The organism is Streptomyces sp. NPDC047085, assembly GCF_040643735.1.
Taxonomy (GTDB): Bacteria; Actinomycetota; Actinomycetes; order Streptomycetales; family Streptomycetaceae; genus Streptomyces.
Window position 1 is genome coordinate 342,001 of the sequence record NZ_JBEYUW010000003.1, and the last position, 18,459, is coordinate 360,459.

Annotated in this window: 19 protein-coding genes; 9 read left to right on the plus strand and 10 right to left on the minus strand. The window is 71.8% G+C overall.

The window, feature by feature from the left end; all coding sequences use genetic code 11:
- The first annotated feature begins 108 nt into the window (after positions 1–108).
- The 5 genes from ABZ865_RS12590 to ABZ865_RS12610 all read left to right on the plus strand — a co-directional run bounded on the left by ABZ865_RS12590 (position 109) and on the right by ABZ865_RS12610 (position 5,840).
- Positions 109–1,668 carry an ABC transporter ATP-binding protein gene (locus tag ABZ865_RS12590; RefSeq protein WP_361229656.1) on the plus strand — a complete coding sequence of 520 codons (1,560 nt, stop codon included), beginning with the start codon at positions 109–111 and terminating at the stop codon, positions 1,666–1,668.
- Complete coding sequence (locus ABZ865_RS12595) at positions 1,665–2,792, plus strand: ABC transporter permease (protein ID WP_361228098.1); 1,128 nt, start codon at positions 1,665–1,667, stop codon at positions 2,790–2,792. The genes ABZ865_RS12590 and ABZ865_RS12595 overlap by 4 nt, the downstream gene beginning before the upstream one ends.
- Positions 2,792–4,081 (plus strand): ABC transporter permease, encoded by a 1,290-nt coding sequence (locus tag ABZ865_RS12600; RefSeq protein WP_361228100.1) that lies wholly within the window; start codon positions 2,792–2,794, stop codon positions 4,079–4,081. The genes ABZ865_RS12595 and ABZ865_RS12600 overlap by 1 nt, the downstream gene beginning before the upstream one ends.
- Entirely contained in the window at positions 4,078–4,482 is a 405-nt protein-coding gene (locus tag ABZ865_RS12605; protein ID WP_361228103.1) for a cytidine deaminase, read from the plus strand. The genes ABZ865_RS12600 and ABZ865_RS12605 overlap by 4 nt, the downstream gene beginning before the upstream one ends.
- A gap of 74 nt (positions 4,483–4,556) precedes the next feature.
- On the plus strand, positions 4,557–5,840 hold the full coding sequence (locus ABZ865_RS12610; RefSeq protein WP_361228106.1) for a thymidine phosphorylase: 1,284 nt from the start codon (positions 4,557–4,559) through the stop codon (positions 5,838–5,840).
- Between the two features lie 85 nt (positions 5,841–5,925).
- Here ABZ865_RS12610 and ABZ865_RS12615 read toward each other — a convergent pair whose 3' ends face one another.
- Positions 5,926–6,846, minus strand: coding sequence for an AEC family transporter (locus tag ABZ865_RS12615; RefSeq protein ID WP_361228109.1), 921 nt, complete (start codon positions 6,844–6,846; stop codon positions 5,926–5,928).
- A gap of 96 nt (positions 6,847–6,942) precedes the next feature.
- Between ABZ865_RS12615 and ABZ865_RS12620 the strand changes: the two genes are divergently transcribed.
- Positions 6,943–7,329: an STAS domain-containing protein gene (locus ABZ865_RS12620; RefSeq protein ID WP_361228112.1), complete on the plus strand. Its 387-nt coding sequence runs from the start codon at positions 6,943–6,945 to the stop codon at positions 7,327–7,329.
- On the opposite strand, the gene ABZ865_RS12625 is transcribed toward ABZ865_RS12620, so the two are convergent.
- From ABZ865_RS12625 to ABZ865_RS12635, 3 genes are all read right to left on the minus strand, one after another.
- Positions 7,213–8,226: a sigma-70 family RNA polymerase sigma factor gene (locus tag ABZ865_RS12625; RefSeq protein WP_361228115.1), complete on the minus strand. Its 1,014-nt coding sequence runs from the start codon at positions 8,224–8,226 to the stop codon at positions 7,213–7,215. The genes ABZ865_RS12620 and ABZ865_RS12625 overlap by 117 nt on opposite strands.
- A 108-nt stretch (positions 8,227–8,334) precedes the next feature.
- Positions 8,335–9,501 carry a DNA polymerase III subunit beta gene (dnaN, locus tag ABZ865_RS12630; protein ID WP_361228118.1) on the minus strand — a complete coding sequence of 389 codons (1,167 nt, stop codon included), beginning with the start codon at positions 9,499–9,501 and terminating at the stop codon, positions 8,335–8,337.
- Between the two features lie 90 nt (positions 9,502–9,591).
- Positions 9,592–10,878, minus strand: coding sequence for an MFS transporter (locus tag ABZ865_RS12635; RefSeq protein ID WP_361228121.1), 1,287 nt, complete (start codon positions 10,876–10,878; stop codon positions 9,592–9,594).
- Positions 10,879–10,941: 63 nt separating this feature from the next.
- Between ABZ865_RS12635 and ABZ865_RS12640 the strand changes: the two genes are divergently transcribed.
- A complete protein-coding gene (locus ABZ865_RS12640; protein ID WP_361228124.1) occupies positions 10,942–11,895 on the plus strand; it encodes a LysR substrate-binding domain-containing protein in 954 nt (317 codons plus the stop codon).
- 6 nt (positions 11,896–11,901) lie between these two features.
- Here ABZ865_RS12640 and ABZ865_RS12645 read toward each other — a convergent pair whose 3' ends face one another.
- A complete protein-coding gene (locus ABZ865_RS12645) occupies positions 11,902–12,663 on the minus strand; it encodes an alpha/beta hydrolase (RefSeq protein ID WP_361228127.1) in 762 nt (253 codons plus the stop codon).
- A gap of 132 nt (positions 12,664–12,795) precedes the next feature.
- Here ABZ865_RS12645 and ABZ865_RS12650 point away from each other — a divergent pair, with 132 nt between their 5' ends.
- The gene (locus ABZ865_RS12650) at positions 12,796–13,983 is read left to right on the plus strand and encodes an adenosine deaminase (protein WP_361228130.1); all 1,188 of its coding nucleotides are present in this window, start codon (positions 12,796–12,798) and stop codon (positions 13,981–13,983) included.
- A 150-nt stretch (positions 13,984–14,133) separates the two neighbouring features.
- Positions 14,134–14,496 (plus strand): ATP-binding protein, encoded by a 363-nt coding sequence (locus ABZ865_RS12655; RefSeq protein WP_361228133.1) that lies wholly within the window; start codon positions 14,134–14,136, stop codon positions 14,494–14,496.
- Positions 14,497–14,574: 78 nt separating this feature from the next.
- Here ABZ865_RS12655 and ABZ865_RS12660 read toward each other — a convergent pair whose 3' ends face one another.
- The 5 genes from ABZ865_RS12660 to afsQ1 form a co-directional block, all read right to left on the minus strand.
- Positions 14,575–14,778 carry a PspC domain-containing protein gene (locus ABZ865_RS12660; protein WP_100827903.1) on the minus strand — a complete coding sequence of 68 codons (204 nt, stop codon included), beginning with the start codon at positions 14,776–14,778 and terminating at the stop codon, positions 14,575–14,577.
- Positions 14,779–14,891: 113 nt separating this feature from the next.
- Positions 14,892–15,452, minus strand: a complete 561-nt coding sequence (locus ABZ865_RS12665) for a VanZ family protein (RefSeq protein ID WP_361228136.1) — start codon at positions 15,450–15,452, stop codon at positions 14,892–14,894.
- A 67-nt stretch (positions 15,453–15,519) separates the two neighbouring features.
- Positions 15,520–16,134: a hypothetical protein gene (locus ABZ865_RS12670; RefSeq protein ID WP_361228139.1), complete on the minus strand. Its 615-nt coding sequence runs from the start codon at positions 16,132–16,134 to the stop codon at positions 15,520–15,522.
- Positions 16,131–17,726, minus strand: coding sequence for a HAMP domain-containing sensor histidine kinase (locus tag ABZ865_RS12675; protein ID WP_361228141.1), 1,596 nt, complete (start codon positions 17,724–17,726; stop codon positions 16,131–16,133). Before ABZ865_RS12675 ends, ABZ865_RS12670 begins: the two co-directional genes overlap by 4 nt.
- Positions 17,723–18,400: a two-component system response regulator AfsQ1 gene (gene afsQ1 / locus ABZ865_RS12680; RefSeq protein ID WP_107069296.1), complete on the minus strand. Its 678-nt coding sequence runs from the start codon at positions 18,398–18,400 to the stop codon at positions 17,723–17,725. The genes ABZ865_RS12675 and afsQ1 overlap by 4 nt, the downstream gene beginning before the upstream one ends.
- Positions 18,401–18,459 lie beyond the last annotated feature (59 nt).

Sequence of the window (18,459 nt, forward strand, 5' to 3'; positions counted from 1 at the left end):
GAGCCATAACAATGTGTCAACTCTACGCGTGTAGCATGGAGTTGCCGCGCTAGCGTCGCCGACGCCTGCCCTCCCCTTAGCAGCCCCTTTCCCCGAGGAGAGTGCGCCATCAACGCGTCCAGCCCTCCCGCTGCCGTCGAACTGCGCGGCATCACCAAGCGTTTCCCCGGCGTCGTCGCCAACCGCGACATCGACATCACGGTCCGCACGGGCACCGTCCACGCCCTCTGCGGTGAGAACGGCGCCGGCAAGTCCACCCTGATGAAGATCCTCTACGGCATGCAGCAGCCGGACGAGGGCACCATCACCGTGAACGGCGAGACGGTCACCTTCAACAACCCCGCCGACGCCATCGCCCGCGGCATCGGCATGGTGCACCAGCACTTCATGCTGGCCGACAACCTCACCGTGCTGGAGAACGTCGTCCTCGGCGCGGAGAAGCTGTACGGCATCGGCGCCAAGGCCCGCGCGAAGATCAAGGAGATCTCCGACGCGTACGGCCTGAACGTCCGCCCCGACGTCCTCGTCGAGGAGCTCGGCGTCGCCGACCGCCAGCGCGTGGAGATCCTCAAGGTCCTCTACCGGGGCGCCAAGACCCTCATCCTGGACGAGCCCACCGCCGTGCTCGTGCCGCAGGAGGTCGACGCACTCTTCGACAACCTCCGCGAGCTCAAGGCCGAGGGCCTCACCGTCATCTTCATCTCCCACAAGCTGGGCGAGGTGCTGTCGGTCGCCGACGAGATCACCGTCATCCGCCGGGGCACCACCGTCGGCACGGCCGAGCCGCGCACGACGACCTCCAAGCAGCTCGCCGAGCTGATGGTCGGCAGCGAACTGCCCACGCCGGAGACCCAGGAGTCCACCGTCACGGACGTCCCGATGCTGAAGGTGGAGGGTCTGCACCTCGCGCAGACCGACCTCGAAGGCATCGAGCGGATCATCCTGGACCAGATCTCCTTCACCATCCACAAGGGCGAGGTCCTCGGCATCGCCGGTGTGGAGGGCAACGGCCAGTCCGAGCTGGTCGAGGCGATCATGGGCATGCGCCACCCGGACGTCGGTGTCGTCACCCTGGACGACGTCGACATCTCCCAGGCGCCCACCCGCCACCGCCGCGAGGCCGGCATCGGCTACATCCCCGAGGACCGCCACCGCCACGGCCTGCTCCTGGAAGCGCCGCTGTGGGAGAACCGCATCCTCGGCCACGTCACCGAGAAGCCGAACTCGCGCGGCGGACTGCTCGACCCCAAGGCGGCCCGCGCCGACACCGAGCGCATCGTCCAGGCCTACGACGTCCGCACCCCCGGCATCGACGTGACCGCGGCCTCGCTGTCCGGCGGCAACCAGCAGAAGCTGATCGTCGGCCGCGAGATGAGCCACAACCCCAAGCTGCTCATCGCCGCCCACCCCACCCGCGGTGTGGACGTCGGCGCGCAGGCGGCCATCTGGGACTACATCCGCGAGGCCCGCCGCGAGGGCCTGGCCGTGCTGCTGATCTCCGCCGACCTGGACGAGCTGATCGGGCTCTCCGACACCCTGCGGGTGATGTACCGCGGCCGCCTGGTCGCCGACGCCGACCCCGCCACCATCACCCCCGAAGAGCTGGGCTCCGCCATGACGGGTGCCGCCAGCGGCCACCTGGAGCACACAGAGGACGACGAGCGATGAACAAGCTGACCTCACGCATCGACAAGGAGCGGCTGCTCCTCGGGATCGCGGCACCACTGCTGGCGATCGTCGCCGCGCTCGTCGTCACCACCCTGGTGATCCTCGCGACCGGCAAGAACCCCGGTGACGCGTTCAGCGACATGGTGACCTACGGCTTCGCCAGCGACAGCCAGGTCTACATCCTGAACAAGGCGACGACGTACTACCTCGCGGGTGTCGCGGTGGCCATCGGCTTCCGCATGAACCTGTTCAACATCGGTGTCGACGGCCAGTACCGGCTCGCCGCGTTCATGGCCGCCGTCCTCGGCGGCGCGCTGACCGTGCCCGGCTGGATCGCGATACCTCTGATCCTGATCTGCGCCATGGCGACCGGCGCCCTGTGGGCGGCCATCGCGGGCATCCTCAAGGTGACCCGCGGCGTCAGCGAGGTCATCTCGACGATCATGCTGAACTCGATCGCCACCGCGATCATCGCCTACCTGCTCCAGCCCGGACGTCTCGCCGAGCTGCAGCAGGGCGGCACCCTGGTCTCCACCAAGCCGCTGCCGTCGTCCTCGTACTTCTTCTCGCTCGACATGGGCCCGGCCGGCACGCTGTGGGGCTTCATCTTCGTCGCCGTGATCGTCGGCATCGCGTACTGGTTCGTGCTCGGCCGCACCCGGTTCGGCTTCGACCTGCGCACGGTCGGCCAGTCCGAGAGCGCGGCCACCGCGAGCGGTGTGTCGGTGAAGAAGATGGTCGCCACCAGCATGATCATCTCGGGTGCGGTGGCCGGTCTCATCGGCATGCCGACCCTGCTCAACGACAGCCACCAGTTCAGCAACGACTTCCCGGTGGGCATCGGCTTCACCGGTATCGCCATCGCGCTGCTCGGCCGCAACAGCCCGGTCGGCATCGCGCTCGGCGCCCTGCTCTGGGGCTTCCTGGAGCGCACCACCAACCACCTGGAGTTCCAGGGCTACGACAAGGAGATCCTCGGCGTCATCCAGGGCGTCATCGTGCTCTGCGTCGTGATCGCCTACGAGATCGTGCGCCGCTACGGCCTCAAGCGCCAGCAGCAGAAGGTCGGCGCCGAACTCGCCGCCCAGGCCGCCGCCACGACGAAGAAGCAGGAGGTGGCGTGATGACTGCCACGATGACCGACACGCCGCCGCCCGCGGCGCCCAAGGCGGAGGGCGCGGCAGCCCGGCGTACGGGCCGCTCCCTCGGCCAGATCCTGATGCTCGTGGCCGGAGCGCTGCTGCTCGTCGCCGCGGTCCGCATGATCACCGGCTCGAACCAGCTCGACTCCGCCGGACAGGTCAGCGCCGCCCTCGGCCTCGCCGTGCCGATCGGCCTCGCCGGCCTCGCCGGTCTGTGGTCCGAGCGCGCCGGTGTCGTCAACATCGGCCTCGAAGGCATGATGATCCTCGGCACCTTCGGCGCCGGCTGGATCGGCTGGCAGACCAACCCCTGGCTCGGCCTGCTGATGGGCATCGCCTTCGGTGTCCTCGGCGGCCTCGTGCACGCCGTCGCCACCATCACCTTCGGCGTCGACCACATCGTCTCCGGTGTCGCCGTCAACCTGCTCGCGCTCGGCGCCACCCAGTACCTCGCCAAGCTGTTCTTCGCCGAGGGCAAGGCCGCCGAGGCGGGCGGCAACCCCAAGCAGTCCCCGCCCGTGGACTCGCTGCCCGACGTCACCATTCCCGGACTCTCGGACGGCCTCGCGTCGATCGAGAAGCACCACTGGTTCCTGGTCTCCGACCTCGCCGGCATCATCGGCGGCCTGGTCACCAACCTGTCCGTGATCACGATCCTGGCCGTGCTGCTGTTCGTCGGCACCTGGTGGCTGCTGTGGCGCACCCCGTTCGGCCTGCGGCTGCGCTCCTGCGGTGAGAACCCGATCGCCGCGGAGTCGCTCGGCGTCAACGTGTACACCTACAAGTACGCGGCCGTCGCCGTCTCCGGCGGCCTCGCCGGCCTCGGCGGTGCCTTCCTCGCGCTGGTCACCTCGCACACCTACCTGGAGGGCCAGACCGGAGGCCGCGGCTACATCGGCCTCGCGGCGATGATCTTCGGCAACTGGCGTCCCGGCGGCCTTGCGATGGGCGCGGGCCTGTTCGGCTACTCCGACGCGCTCCAGCTGCGCAACGGCGGCGTCACCGTGCACGCCCTGCTGCTCCTGCTCGTCGTGTTGCTCGCGCTGCTGGCCGGCTGGAAGCTGTACAAGAAGGCCCTGTGGCAGGGCGTGATCAGTGCCGCCATGGCCGGCCTCGTGCTGGTCTGGTACCTGCTCACCGACGAGGTCCCGAGCGACTTCGTGGGCGCGACGCCGTACGTCGTCACCCTGCTCGTGCTGTCGCTGTCCGCACAGCGCCTGCGGATGCCCAAGGCCGACGGCATGCGGTACCGGAAGGGACAGGGCAAGTGACCGACGCGGCCGTCGACTTCGACTGGGAGGCGCTGCGCGCCGAGGCGCGGGAGGCCATGTCCCACGCCTACGCCCCCTACTCGGGATTCCCGGTCGGCGTGGCCGCGCTGGTCGACGACGGCCGCACGGTCACCGGCTGCAACGTCGAGAACGCCTCGTACGGGCTCGGCCTGTGCGCCGAGTGCGGGCTGGTCTCGCAGCTGCAGCGCACGGGCGGCGGCCGGCTGACCCACTTCACCTGCGTGGACGGCACGGGCAACCTGCTCGTGCCGTGCGGCCGCTGCCGCCAGCTGCTGTACGAGTTCGGCGGTCCCGACCTGCTGCTGGACACCCCCGCGGGCGTCCTCCCGCTCGCCGAGATGCTGCCCCAGGCCTTCGGCCCGGACCATCTCACCAAGTAAGTCCCGTACGGCCCCCCTGCCCCGCTCGCAGGGGGGCCGCACACTTCGCACCTCCCGGAAGGAAGCCATCAGCCATGGCCATGGACGCCGTCTCCGTCATCCGCACCAAGCGGGACCGCGGTGAGCTGACCGACGAGCAGATCGACTGGGTCATCGACGCGTACACTCGCGGCGAGGTCGCCGACTACCAGATGGCCGCGCTCAACATGGCGATCCTGCTCAACGGCATGGACCGCCGCGAGATCGCCCGCTGGACGGCGGCCATGATCGCCTCCGGGGAGCGCATGGACTTCTCCTCGCTGTCCCGCCCCACGGCGGACAAGCACTCCACGGGCGGCGTCGGCGACAAGATCACGCTTCCCCTGGCCCCGCTGGTCGCGGCCTGCGGCGCGGCCGTCCCCCAGCTGTCCGGCCGCGGCCTCGGCCACACCGGCGGCACCCTGGACAAGCTGGAGTCGATCCCCGGCTGGCGCGCCCTGCTCTCCAACGAGGAGATGCTGCACGTCCTCGACACCACCGGCGCGGTCATCTGCGCGGCCGGCGACGGCCTGGCCCCCGCCGACAAGAAGCTCTACGCCCTGCGCGACGTCACCGGCACGGTCGAGGCGATCCCGCTGATCGCCTCCTCGATCATGTCGAAGAAGATCGCCGAGGGCACCGGCTCGCTCGTCCTGGACGTCAAGGTCGGCACGGGCGCCTTCATGAAGACCCTGGACGACGCCCGCGAGCTGGCCGCCACGATGGTCGGCCTCGGCACCGACCACGGCGTGAAGACCGTCGCGCTCCTGACGGACATGTCGACCCCGCTGGGCCTCACCGCGGGCAACGCCCTGGAGGTCCGCGAGTCGGTCGAGGTCCTGGCCGGTGGCGGCCCCGCGGACGTCGTGGAACTCACCCTCGCCCTGGCCCGTGAGATGCTCGACGCGGCCGGCATCAAGGACGCCGACCCGGCCAAGGCCCTGGCCGACGGTTCGGCGATGGACGTCTGGCGCCGCATGATCGCGGCCCAGGGCGGCGACCCGGACGCCGCGCTCCCCACGTCCAAGGAGCAGCACGTCGTCAAGGCCCCGTCCTCGGGCGTCCTCACCCGCCTCGACGCCTACGACATCGGCATCGCCGCCTGGCGCCTCGGCGCCGGCCGCGCCCGCAAGGAGGACCCGGTGCAGGCGGCGGCGGGCGTCGAGATGCACGCCAAGCCGGGCGACACCGTCACCGAGGGCCAGCCCCTCCTGACCCTCCACACGGACACCCCCGAACGCTTCGAGTACGCACTCCAGGCGGTCGAGGGCTCCTACGACATCGCGGCCCCGGGCACGGACTTCACGCCGTCGCCCGTGGTGCTGGAGCGCATCGCCTGATCAGAGCCGGCGGCCGGAGGCCGCTGATGTCACGGCCCCTGCGAGCGAACGGGACCGGCGCACCCGCGCCGGTCCCGTTCGCCGTTCACCCCAGCACCGCCGCCACCCCCACCAGCACCGGCACCGAGACGACCGTCGACAGCAGGATGGACTCCCGGGCCAGGGTCTCGGCGACCCGGTAGCGGCTGGCGTAGGTGAACAGGTTCTGGGCGGCGGGGAGGGCCGACGTGACCACCACGTCCAGCAGGGGTGCGCCGTGCAGGCCGAAGACGTAGCGGGCCAGGGCCCAGGCGGCCGCCGGCTGGCCCAGTGCTTTCAGCGCGACCGACAGCAGCACCAGGTGACGGTCCCGGCCCCGGCCGGGGGGTGCGCTGCCGGGCAGGGACAGACCGAAGGCGAGCAGGGCCGCCGGGACGGACATGTGGCCGATCAGGGTGAGGGGCTCCAGGACCGGGCCGGGGATCCGCCAGCCGGCCGCTGACACCACGACACCGGACAGGGAACCCACGGCGATCGGGTTCCGCAGGGGGGTCAGCAGGCGCTGCCACACCGGGCCCTTCTCGCCCATGCCGGACAGGTCCAGGATCGTCAGGGCGACGGGGGTGACGAGGACGACCTGGAAGAGCAGCACCGGGGCCACCAGGGAGGCGTCGCCCAGGACGTACGCGGCGATCGGGATGCCGAGGTTGCCCGAGTTCACGTAGCCGGAGGCCAGCGCGCCTATGGTCGTGCGGCCCACGCCCCAGTGCCGTAGCGCACCGACCGCGACGAAGACGCCGCAGGCCGCGGCCGTGCTCAGGGCCGTCACCAGCAGGCGGGCGGAGAAGAGGACCGAAAGATCGGCCTTGGCGAGGGTGGTGAACAGGAGGGCGGGGCCGGCCACGGTGAAGGCCAGCGCGGTCAGCACCTCCCGGCCCTGCTCCCCGAGCGAGCCGCGCCTGCCGAGCAGATAGCCCACCCCGATGACGACGGCGATCACCGCGAACCCGCTCAGTACCCCCTGCACAGGGTCCAACCCTCAGGGGGAGACGGGGAACCGGTCAATGTGATCTCCGCCCGGGGGCGGCCGGGCGTCGGGCCGCGACGCCGTGTCGGGGCCGCGATGAGTTACGGCCGCCCCGCCGGTCTATCGCACGTGGACGACAAGACAACGGCCGTGCTCGTGCTCCGCGGCCCCGTCACCCGGGACGAGGTGGCGGGGCTGTGCGACGACGTGCGGGCGCTGCTGGAGGTCAGTGGGGGTGGGGTCGTCGTGTGTGACGTGGGTGCACTGGGACCCCCGGGGCTCGGGACCGTCGACCTGCTCGCGCGGCTGGAGCTGGCCGCGCGCCGGGCCGGTGGGCGGATACGGCTGCGGGGTCCCGACCCCTCGCTACTCGCCCTCCTCGACCTCGTCGGCCTCGGCTTCCAGGTGGAGGGGCAGCTCGAACAGCGGGAACCAGCGCTGGGTGTCGAGGAAGAAATGGAAGCCGGTGATCCGGCCGTCTGAGATCTCCAGCACCTGCACCGCCCAGGGGCTGAAACCGCCCTTCTCCTCGTCCGGCTTGTAGTGCGCGAAGGCCGGCAGGCCGTTGGCGTGCACCGGCACCAGCCGGGAGCCCGCGCAGGAGGCGCCCAAGGTGGTCATGAAGCCGGTGATGTCGTCGTGGCCGGTCAGCCACAGGTCGAACGGCGGCATCGTCATGATGGCGTCCTCGTGCAGCAACGCCGTGAGCGCCGTCATGTCGTAGCCCTCGAACGCCTGCACATAGCGCTCCAGGAGCTTCTGCTGCTCCTCGTCGAGCGGGTCGGAGACCGCCGCGTCGGCGCCGGTCTGCTCCCGCTCGGCGAGCGTCGCCCGCGCCCGCTGCAGCGCGCTGTTGACCGAGGCGACCGAGGTGCCCAGCAACTCGGCGACCTCGCTCGCCTTCCAGGCCAGCACCTCACGCAGGATCAGCACCGCCCGCTGCTTGGGCGGCAACTGCTGGAGGGCCGCCATGAACGCCAGCCGGATCGACTCCTTGGCCACCGCCGCCTCCGCCGGATCGTCGACCGTCGGCAGCACCCGCCCGTCCGGCACCGGCTCCAGCCAGGTGTTGTCCGGGCGCGGGGAGAGCGCCGCCTGCGCGAGCGGGGTCGACTCGGTCAGGTCCATCGGCCTCGCCCGCTTGTTCCCCGCCGTCAGCATGTCCAGGCACACGTTCGTCGCGATCCGGTACAGCCACGAGCGGAGGCTGGAGCGGCCCTCGAACTTCTCGTAGCTCCGCCAGGCCCGCACCAGGGTGTCCTGCACCGCGTCCTCGGCCTCGAAGGAGGAACCCAGCATGCGGTAGCAGTACCCGGTCAGCTCGGTCCGGTGCTTCTCCAGTGCGACGTCCAGGTCCGCCGTCGCCGTGCCGTTGCCCATCGTCCACCCACCCCTGTGGCCGTTTCGTCCGCGCTCCATCGCGCTCCAGCACTTCGGAAGCTACAGCAGCCCACTGACAATGGCCCCCGGAGTGCGAAAGAGCCCAGCTCAGACCAGTTGTTTTACGGACATGAGCAAATGCCGGTGCCGGGCCGCCGCCCCACCTCCGCCGACCGCCGGCCCGTCCGCGCCGACAGCCGCCTCGCCCCCGCCGATCAGCACCCGCTGCCCCGACCCCAGCAGCTCCAGCCGAAGCCCGGGCTCCTCGAAGGAGGCCAGCGCGTCCAGCAGGTACGCCGGGTTGAAGGCGACCGTGACCTCCTCGGCCCCGCGCAGCACCACCGGCAGCCGCTGCGCCGCCACGTCGTCCCCGTACCCGGCCCGCACCAGCAGCGAGCCCTCACCGGCCGAGAAATCCAGCCGCACCGGACTGTTCGCCTCCGCCACCACCGCGACCCGGCGCACCGCCTCCGCCAGCGCCCCGCACTCCACCTCGGCGACCGCCGCCCCCGCCAGCTCGAACAGCGACCCGTACCCCGGCAGCCGCCCCTCCAGCCGCCGCACCACCGTCCACGTCCGCCCGCCCTCGAACCCGACCACACCGGCCCCCTCGGCCGGATCGAGCCCCAGGCGCACGGTCCCGCAGCGGGCCAGCGACCGCGCCACGTCCACCAGCCGCCGCGCGGGCAGCAGCACCTCCACCGCCTCTCCCGCGGCCCCCGCCTCCGGCTTCCACTCCAGTCGCCGGACCGCATAGCGGTACCGGTCGCACGCCGACAGGGTCATCTCCTCGCCGTCCAGGCGCAGCTGGACCCCGGTGAGCATCGGCAGCGTGTCGTCCCGGCCCGCCGCGACGGCCACCTGTCCGACGGCCGTCGCGAACGCCGCCGCGTCCACACCCCCGTGCACCGGGGGCGCCTCGGGTGGCGCCGGATACTCCTCGTACGGCAGCGTCGACAGCCCGAACCGCGTGCCCCCGGCCTCCACGCCGAACCGCGACCCCTCCAGCACGCAGCTCACCGGCCCGTCCGGCAGCACCCGGCAGATGTCCAGCAGTCTGCGTCCGAGGACCAGGACCCGGCCGGCCACCGCCACCTCGGCGTCCGTCTCGACCCGGGCCGCCGTCTCGAAGTCGAACCCCGACACCGTCAGCCGGCCCGCCTCGGCCGTCAGCAGCAGGCCGCCCAGCACCGGCACGGGCGTCCGGGCCGGCAACGCCCGCGCCGCCCACGCCACCGCCTCGGCGAGATCACCACGCTCGATCCGGAACTCCATTCGGCAAACCCCCTGCTCGACCGTCCAGTTGATCCACGGAAGCTATCCGTGACCACTGACAACGGGCGCTGAGCAGGGGGAACGCCGGACTCAGTGCGCGGGCACCGGCTCCCGGCGGGCCGCCACCCGGGCCGCTCGCGAGCCGAGCACCGTGATCGTGACGACACCGATGACCGCGAGGACGCCGACGAGGACCGTGCCGGCCCAGCCGCCCGCGTGGAAGGCGGTCGCGCCCGCCGTGCTGCCGGCGCTGGAGCCGATGTAGTACGCGGACTGGTACAGGGCCGAGGCCTGGGCGCGGCCGTGGGTGGCCGTCTTGCTGACCGCCGAGGAGGCGACCGCGTGGCCCGCGAAGAACCCGGCCGTGATCAGTACCAGGCCGAGCAGCACCAGGGGGAGCGAGTCGGCCAGGGAGAGCAGCAGGCCCGCGGCCGTCGTACCGCCCGCCAGGTACAGGGCGCCCCGGCGGCCGAGGCGGCCCACCAGCCGGCCCGCCGTGGACGCGGACACCGTGCCCACCAGGTACACCAGGAAGATCGAGCCGATGATGCCCTGCGGGAGCGAGAACGGCGCCTCCGTCAGGCGGTAGCCGATCACCGTGTACACGCCGCCGAACACCGTCATGAACAGCGCGCCGATCGCGTACAGGCGACGCAGCAGCGGGTCGGAGAGGTGGTCGCGGACCGTGCCGAGCAGGACACCAGGGCGCAGGGAGCCCGCCGTGAAGTGCCGCGGCGCCGGAAGCAGCAGCCGGAACGCCACCGCGCAGGCCACCGCGATCACGCCGATGGCCCCGACGGCGACCCGCCAGCCCCACTCCTGCGCGACCCAGCCGGTGATCACCCGGCCGCTCATCCCGCCGACGCTGTTGCCCGCCACGAACAGCCCGATCGCGGTGACCAGCGCCTTCGGCCGGACCTCCTCGGCCAGGTACGCCGTCGCCGAGGCCGGAAGCCCGGCCAGCGCGGCGCCCTGCACCGCGCGCAGCACCACCAGCGCGCCGATCGACGGCGCGAACGGCACCAGCAGGCCGACGCCCACCGCGACCGCCAGCGAGGCCGTCATCACCGTACGGCGGCCGAACCGCTCCGACAGAGCGCTCATCGGCAGCACGAACAGCGCCAGACCGCCGGTCGCGGCCGCCACCGTCCAGCTCGCCTCCCCGGCCGCGACCCCGAACTCGCCGGAGATCAGCGGCAGCAGGGCCTGCGTCGAGTAGAGGAGGGCGAAGGTCGCGACACCCGCGAGGAAGAGGGCGAAGCTCATCCGGCGGTAGCCGGGGCCGCCCGGAGCCATCCGGGAATCGGCGGTGTCGGAGCGGGGGACGGGCGTGCAGGCGCCCACGCGAGTGGACGCCCCGGTACTGGCGGGATTCATGCTTCGACGCTACGGACGCGCCCGCTCATCCGTCCAATGCATGGAATGGCCATAATCGTTCCCATGGCGCATCAGCAAAGCTCACAGGATCGACTGTCACCGTCCAGTGACACAGAAGACATGGCGCTGTTGCTCGCGCCCCGCCTCGCGTACTTCGCCGGCGTGGCCCGCACCGAGCACGTCACCAGGGCCGCGCACGAGATGAGCGTCCCGCAGTCCACCCTCTCCCGCGCGATGGCCCGCCTGGAGCAGGACCTGGGCGTCGACCTGTTCGCCCGGCACGGCCGCGCGGTCTCCCTCACCACCGCGGGCCGCACCTTCCTCGCCTCCGTCGAGCGTGCCCTCGCCGAGGTCGGGCGCGCCGTGGAGGAGGTCCGCGCCGACGCCGACCCGGCCACCGGCAAGGTCGCCTTCGGCTTCCTGCACACCATGGGCGCCGAGACCGTGCCCGGCCTCTTGCACGCCTTCCGCGCCGACCACCCGCGCGTCCGCTTCAGCCTCGTCCAGAACTACGGCGAGGCGATGCTGGAGCGGCTGCGCGCGGGCGAACTCGACCTCTGCCTGACCTCCCCCGTGCCCGACGCCCCCGACCTGGTCGCCCGCCGCCTCGACGAACAGAAGCTCCGCCTGGTCGTCCCCGCCGACCACCGCCTGGCCTCCCGCCGCCGCATCCGCCTCGCCGAGGCCGCCGAGGAAACGTTCGTCACCCTCGAACCCGGCTACGGCCTGCGCCGCATCACCGACGACCTCTGCCGCGAGGCGGGCTTCCGCCCCCGGGTCGCCTTCGAGGGCGAGGAGGCGGAGACACTGCGGGGCCTGGTGGCGGCGGGCCTGGGAGTCGCTCTCCTGCCCCCGCCGACGGTCCCGCGTCCGGGCGTCGTGGAACTGACGGTGACGGCCCCGAGAGCGGTACGGGAGATCGGCGTCGCCTGGCTCGCCGACCGCCCGGACACACCCCCGGTGGCGGCCTTCAAGAAGTTCCTCCTGTCGAGAAGGGGGAACCTGCTGCCTGCTTAGGGGGCTCTACCGCCGCAACGACTTGCCGAACCCCGCGGCCAACGGCATCCGAAGCCCGATCGGCGGCGGAGCGGCAAGCGCGTCCTCGACCGGCCGCGACATCACGCACCCGAACAGCGCCCCCATCACGAAGTCCACCGCGAGACACAGCACTTCGTCCCGGTGCTGATGCAATCCGTGACCGTCGGAGTGCACCTCGAACCGGCACACCTCCCGGTTCACCTTCTTCGCCCGGGCCGCCAGCCGGAACGACAGCTCGGGATCGGTCCGCTCGTCGGTCGTGCCGTGCACGATCAGCACCCGCCGGCCGACCAGCTGCTTGACCGGCTCAACGGGTGCGGCCACGTCGTCCTCGGGCAGCCAAGGGGCGAGCGCGACAATGGAGTTGACCGCCTCGTGCCCGCCCGCCCGCAGTGCCGCACGCCCACCCATGTCCAGCCCCACCAGGCACACGGGAACATCCCCGTACCGTCGTACGACCTCCTCGGCGGCCCAGGTCGCGTCCCCGGCCAGATGGGCCTCGCTGCCGTTCCAGCCCCGGTAGCGGTAGCGGACGGTGTGCACGGCCAGCCCCTCCGCCTGGCCCGCGCGCGCGAGCCTGCGGCCGAGGGAGCGGAGGAGGGATGTCGCCCGGACGGGGGACGGCCGGCGGGCGGACACCTCCTCGCCGCCGGGGAGCAGCAGGACCGCTCCGCTCACCGCCGTCGGCTCGGGGCCGACTGCCTTGCCCAGCCCGGCCGTTCGGACCGGCGTCGCTTGCTGTCCCATGGCAGAACAGTGTCAGAAGGGATGGTGTACGAAACCCTTCCCCGTGGTCACCGTTACGTATCGACGGAAAAGTGCACCCCGCACCTCGGAATACCGACGGTTCTCTACGCGCGTAGGCGTTACAGTGCGGAAATGACGAGCCAGACTGCACCGACCGGGACCGTCCAGACGAATGTGGCGGTGACCGTACCGACGCCGGACCAGATCCGCCGGGCGCCCAAGGTTCTGCTGCACGATCATCTCGACGGCGGGCTCCGCCCCGGGACCGTCGTCGACCTCGCCCGGGAGACGGGCTACTCCCACCTCCCCGAGACCGACCCCGAGAAGCTGGGCATCTGGTTCCGCGAGGCGGCCGATTCCGGCTCGCTGGAGCGGTATCTGGAGACCTTCTCGCACACCGTCGGCGTGATGCAGACCCGGGAGTCCCTCGTCCGGGTCGCCCGCGAGTGCGCCGAGGACCTCGCCGAGGACGGGGTCGTCTACGCCGAGGTGCGGTACGCGCCCGAGCAGCACCTGGAGGGCGGGCTGAGCCTCGAAGAGGTCGTCGAGGCGGTCAACGAGGGCTTCCGGGAGGGCGAGCGGCTCGCCCGGGAGAAGGGCCACCGCATCCGGATCGGCGCCCTGCTGACCGCGATGCGGCACGCGGCCCGCGCCCTGGAGATCGCCGAACTCGCCAACCGCTACCGCGACTCGGGCGTGGTCGGCTTCGACATCGCCGGCGCCGAGGCCGGCTACCCGCCCACCCGGCACCTGGACGCCTTCGAGTACCTCAAGCGCGAGAACAACCACTTCACCATCCATGCCGGCGAGGCCTTCGGGCTGCCGTCCATCTGGCAGGCGCTGCAGTGGTGCGGGGCCGACCGGCTGGGGCACGGGGTGCGGATCATCGACGACATCGAGGTCGCCGAGGACGGCTCGGTGCGGCTCGGCCGGCTGGCGTCGTACGTCCGGGACAAGCGCATCCCGCTGGAGCTGTGCCCCAGCTCCAATCTGCAGACCGGGGCCGCCGCCTCGTACGCGGAGCACCCCATCGGGCTGCTGCGGCGGCTGCACTTCCGGGTGACGGTCAACACGGACAACCGGCTGATGTCACACACCAGCATGAGCCGGGAATTCGAGCACCTTGTCGAGGTATTCGGTTATACGCTCGACGACCTGCAGTGGTTCTCCGTCAATGCGATGAAATCAGCGTTCATTCCTTTCGATGAACGACTTGCCATGATCAATGACGTCATCAAACCCGGATATGCCGAACTCAAATCCGAATGGCTGTTCCGGCAGACCGCCTCCACCAGCGGTTCTTCCCGTTCGGAGGGGTAGCGAAGGCTCGTTCGAAAGCACGAAATGCGGACACGTTTTCACAAGCCGTCCGCATTTCGGTGTTTGCGGGCGGTGGTCCGGCATGTTTACGGTCGAGGACCGCTCGGATCGTTGTTGATCTCCGTCTCCGCATTCAAGGACGCATTCACGATGAAGCAGTCTGCTGCCAAGACCCTCGGTGTCGCCGCCCTCGGTGCCGCCTTCGCCGCCGTCGGCGCGGGCGCGGCCAACGCGGCCCCGGCCGTCCCGGACGCCACGCAGGCCACCCAGGCCCTGGACACGGTCACCTCGACGCTGCCGGCCGCCAACGTGGCCCACGCGGTGCCCGGCGCCGGTGAGGCGCTCGCCCAGGGTCAGGGTGCCGCCGGCACCGGGGTGGCCGCCGCGCAGCCCGTCGTGCAGAAGGTCCTCGCCGAGGGGCCGACCGCGCCGGTCGCCGGACTGCTCGGCGGGCTGCCGCTGCAGGGCCTGCCCACGCACGGCGTTCCGGTGAACGGGATCCCGCTCGGCTGAGGCCGCACTCCGTACGACGCCGCTGGGGCGCCCCGGACAGTCCGGGGCGCCCCAGCGGCGTTCGCGCTCGCTCGCGCCTCACCAGACGGTGGAGCGGGCCTTGTCCTCGGACGGCAGCAGGATCCACAGCGCTATGTAGATCAGGAACTGGGGGCCCGGCAGCAGGCAGGACAGCAGGAAGATCACCCGCATCGTCGTCGCGGACGTGCCGAAGCGCCGTGCCAGCGCGGCGCACACGCCGCCGATCATGCGGCCGTGGGTGGGGCGGGCAAGGGCGGTCATGTCGGCTCCTCCGTCGTCGTCGGCTCGCTCCCGAGCCGGTGTCCGGGGCGGCCCGAGCGGCCGGCCCCCATCTGTTGTCCACGGTACGGAGACGAAGGGGGCGAAGCGTCGCTCTACGGGGCGATCCCGACCCTGGGAATCGTCGGGGTCCGCCCCTGAGAGGGCTCCTCCTGCACGGCGACCGACTCGGTCTCGAGGTCACCGCGCCCCTCCCGGCGCCGCAGCCAGGCGCGGCCCGCCGGGACGACGGCCACGTGGGCCAGGGCCACGCCCACGGTGTTCAGCAGCAGCGAGTCGACGTCCACGACGCGACCGGGCACACCGGTCTGCAGCAGGGCGATGCCCAGCGAGATCAGGGCGCCCGCGGCCGCCGTACGGGCCAGGGAGGCGAGCGGGGAGACGGCGAGCCTGCCGTGCACCGCCGGCAGCAGCACGCCCAGCGGCGCGAGCAGCGCCAGCCCCTCACCGAGGGGTCTGGCCGCCGCCGGCCAGCCCAGCGCCAGGTCGGCACGGATGCCGGCCAGCGGGTGCAGGTTGGCGGGCATCACCCAGGGCACGTCCAGGGGTCGCAGCATCAGCCAGGCGACGAGCGCGAGGTGTGCGACGAGGAGGACACCCCCTGTCACCCGGATACGGATCGCGGCGCTGCCGCCGATGGAGCCTTGACGCTGCACGCCGTCGTAGACGCGGCCCTGTGCACGAACGGTTCCGCATCCGTCACAGGAATCGCCTCCCGACGGGTCAGCCGGCCGCCCCGATGTCACTGGCGGGCGGTTCGGAGCTGCCCGGGCGGGTGCGGACGTCGTCGGTGCACTCGTAGCGGCGCAGAGCGGAGGGGGCGGGGCCGCCGAGGACGACCGAGCCGTCCCCTTCCGCCGCGGCGGAGTCGGACAGGGTGCACACGACCTGGGCGAGGGCGTAGGAGGTGAGGCGGTCCGGAGCGGTGCTCAGGCGCAGCGCCTCCTCCGGGTCGGTGCGGCCCGGACCGGCGACGGTCATGCCGCCCGGCACGTACGTCCGGTAGCCGGCCGCCCGCTCCGGGGCCGAGGGTGAGGCGGCGAGCTGGTCGAGGAGGCCCTGCGCGACCATGACCCGGCGCTTGGCGTCCGGGGTGCCCTCCGGGACGCGTACCGTGCGGTCGACGGTCACCAGGGACGCGCCGCACAGCAGGAAGACCTGCACGGGCACCCCGCGCGAGGACTGCGTCGACAGATCGGGCCCGGCCAGCGAGCACGGCACCCGCGAGGGCGCCGCGCCGAAGTCCGTCGGCACCTCGGTGGCCCGGATGCCGCATCCGGTGAAGAGCGCGCCCAGGAGGGGCAGCGCCAGCAGCCATCGTGCCGCCCGTGCGTTCATGACCCCTCCTTTCCACAGCTCCCGGCCCCGCCGGCCGGATCGTCCTTCTCGTTCGCGCCGCCCTCCGGCTCCGTCAGCCGTGAGGCGTCCCGCGGCAGTCGCAGCGTGAACACCGCGCCACCGTCGGGCGAGTTGGCCGCGGTGATCCCGCCGCCGTGGATATGGGCGTTCTCCATCGCGATGGACAGGCCCAGGCCGCTGCCCTCGGAGCGCGGCCGGGAGGCGCTGGCCTTGTAGAACCGGTCGAAGACGTGCGGCAGGACGTCCTCGGGGATGCCGGGCCCATGGTCGCGCACCGCGATCACCAGGTCCTCCCCGTCGATGCGCACCGACACCCGCACCGGCGACCCGCCGTGCTTGAGCGCGTTGCCGATCAGGTTGGCGAGTATGACGTCCAGGCGGCGCGGGTCGAGCCGGGCGTGGATGCCGCGCTCGGCGTCCAGTTCGACGGCGTCCAGCCAGGCGCGGGCGTCGATGCAGGCGGTGATCTGGTCGGCGATGTCGACGTCGTCCAGGACCAGCCGGGCGGTGCCCGCGTCGAAGCGGGTGACCTCCATCAGGTTCTCGACCAGGTCGTTCAGCCGCCGCGTCTCGCTGACCACCAGCCGGACCGCCGGCTCGATCATCGGGTCGATGCCGCCGGCCTCCGACTCCAGCTCCTCCTCCAGCACCTCCGTCACGGCGGTGATGGCGGTCAGCGGGGTACGCAGCTCGTGCGACATGTCGGCCACGAAGCGGCGGGAGGCGTCGTCCCGGGCGGCCATGTCGGCGACCCGCTTCTCCAGCGCCTCGGCCGCGTTGTTGAACGTCCGTGACAGATCGGCGAGTTCATCGGTCCCGGACACCCTGAGCCGGGTGTCCAGCTTGCCCTCGCCGAGCCGTCGTGCGGCCACCCCGAGCCGGTGCACCGGCTTCAGCACGGTTGTGGCGGCGGCCTGCGCGAGCAGCGCCGAACCGATCAGCGCGAGCCCCGTGGCGATCCCCAGCGACCAGGCCAGCGAGTTGAGGTCCTTCGCCTCCGGCTCCAGCGACTTGGCCATGTAGCCGGTCGGACCACCGCCGATCACCTTCGTACCGGCCACCAGATAGGGCGTGCCGTGGTCGACGACCCGCTGCCAGTACAGGTGGTACGACGACGTGTTGCCGTCGGTCACCTTCTGCCGCTTGTCCACCGCGGCCCGCAAGGACTTCGGCACGTCCTCCAGCGAGAAGCCGTTGATGCCGCCCGAGTTGCCGTACACCGTCTTGCCGTCGGGGTCCTGGCCGACCAGCAGCACGCTGAAGCGCTGGCTGCTGCCCGCCATCTGGCCCGCCGTGCGCTGCAGTTCGTCCTGCGTGGGGTGCGCGGGCAGCGCGCCGGCCCGGTTCTGCATCTCCTGCCGGAAGTCGCGCAGCACCGCGTCCTGGGCGCGGGTGAGCACCGCCTCCCGGTTCAGCCAGTAGGCGATGCCCGACGCGGACACCGCGGCGGTCAGCGCGACCAGCCCGAAGACGAGCACCAGCCGCAGCCTCAGGCTGGTGAACCGCAGACGTGACAGATTTCCCTTGCGCCCCGCGGCCCAGCCGCGCAGCCCCCCTTGCGTATCGGTCACTGAGGAGCGTCCAGGCGGTAGCCGACACCACGGACGGTACGGATCAGGGTCGGGGACGAGGGCACGTCCTCCACCTTGGCGCGCAGCCGCTGCACACAGGCGTCCACGAGCCGCGAGTCACCGAGATAGTCGTGCTCCCACACCAGCCGCAGCAGCTGCTGCCGGGACAGCGCCTGACCGGGCCGCCGGCTCAGCTCCAGAAGGAGCCGCAGCTCGGTCGGGGTCAGCTGGAGGTCCTCGCCGTTCTTGGTCACGGTCATCGCCGACCGGTCGATGACGAGGCCCCCGAACGTCGCCGAGTCGCTGGACTCGCGCTCCCCGCGCCGCAGCACGGCCCGGATCCGGGCGTCCAGCACCCGGCCCTGCACGGGCTTGACGACATAGTCGTCGGCGCCGGACTCCAGCCCGACCACCACGTCGATGTCGTCGCTGCGCGCGGTGAGCAGGATGATCGGCAGCTGGTCGGTGCGCCGGATGCGCCGGCACACCTCGAAGCCGTCGATGCCGGGCAGCATCACGTCCAGCACGATCAGGTCCGGCCGCTGCTCACGCAGCAGCTTCAGACCGTCCTCACCGCTGGCAGCGGTGGCCACCCGGTGTCCCTGGCGCGTCAGGGAGAGCTCCAGGGCCGTGCGGATGGCGTCGTCGTCCTCGATCAGCAACAGGGAAGGCACGGGCACATTCTGGCCCATGGAAGGGCTGTTCCACGACCCACCCGCATCGCGCCCTCAGT

Bases quoted from the DNA above. Each gene is read 5' to 3' on its own strand.
- ABZ865_RS12595 (WP_361228098.1), top strand. From the start codon at position 1,665: ATGAACAAGCTGACCTCACGCATCGACAAGGAGCGGCTGCTCCTCGGG.
- ABZ865_RS12610 (WP_361228106.1), top strand. From the start codon at position 4,557: ATGGCCATGGACGCCGTCTCCGTCATCCGCACCAAGCGGGACCGCGGT.
- ABZ865_RS12600 (WP_361228100.1), top strand. From the start codon at position 2,792: ATGACTGCCACGATGACCGACACGCCGCCGCCCGCGGCGCCCAAGGCG.
- ABZ865_RS12660 (WP_100827903.1), bottom strand. From the start codon at position 14,778: ATGACCGCCCTTGCCCGCCCCACCCACGGCCGCATGATCGGCGGCGTG.
- ABZ865_RS12620 (WP_361228112.1), top strand. From the start codon at position 6,943: ATGAGTTACGGCCGCCCCGCCGGTCTATCGCACGTGGACGACAAGACA.
- ABZ865_RS12635 (WP_361228121.1), bottom strand. From the start codon at position 10,878: ATGAATCCCGCCAGTACCGGGGCGTCCACTCGCGTGGGCGCCTGCACG.
- ABZ865_RS12655 (WP_361228133.1), top strand. From the start codon at position 14,134: ATGAAGCAGTCTGCTGCCAAGACCCTCGGTGTCGCCGCCCTCGGTGCC.
- ABZ865_RS12670 (WP_361228139.1), bottom strand. From the start codon at position 16,134: ATGAACGCACGGGCGGCACGATGGCTGCTGGCGCTGCCCCTCCTGGGC.
- ABZ865_RS12625 (WP_361228115.1), bottom strand. From the start codon at position 8,226: ATGGGCAACGGCACGGCGACGGCGGACCTGGACGTCGCACTGGAGAAG.
- dnaN (WP_361228118.1), bottom strand. From the start codon at position 9,501: ATGGAGTTCCGGATCGAGCGTGGTGATCTCGCCGAGGCGGTGGCGTGG.
- ABZ865_RS12650 (WP_361228130.1), top strand. From the start codon at position 12,796: ATGACGAGCCAGACTGCACCGACCGGGACCGTCCAGACGAATGTGGCG.
- ABZ865_RS12645 (WP_361228127.1), bottom strand. From the start codon at position 12,663: ATGGGACAGCAAGCGACGCCGGTCCGAACGGCCGGGCTGGGCAAGGCA.
- ABZ865_RS12640 (WP_361228124.1), top strand. From the start codon at position 10,942: ATGGCGCATCAGCAAAGCTCACAGGATCGACTGTCACCGTCCAGTGAC.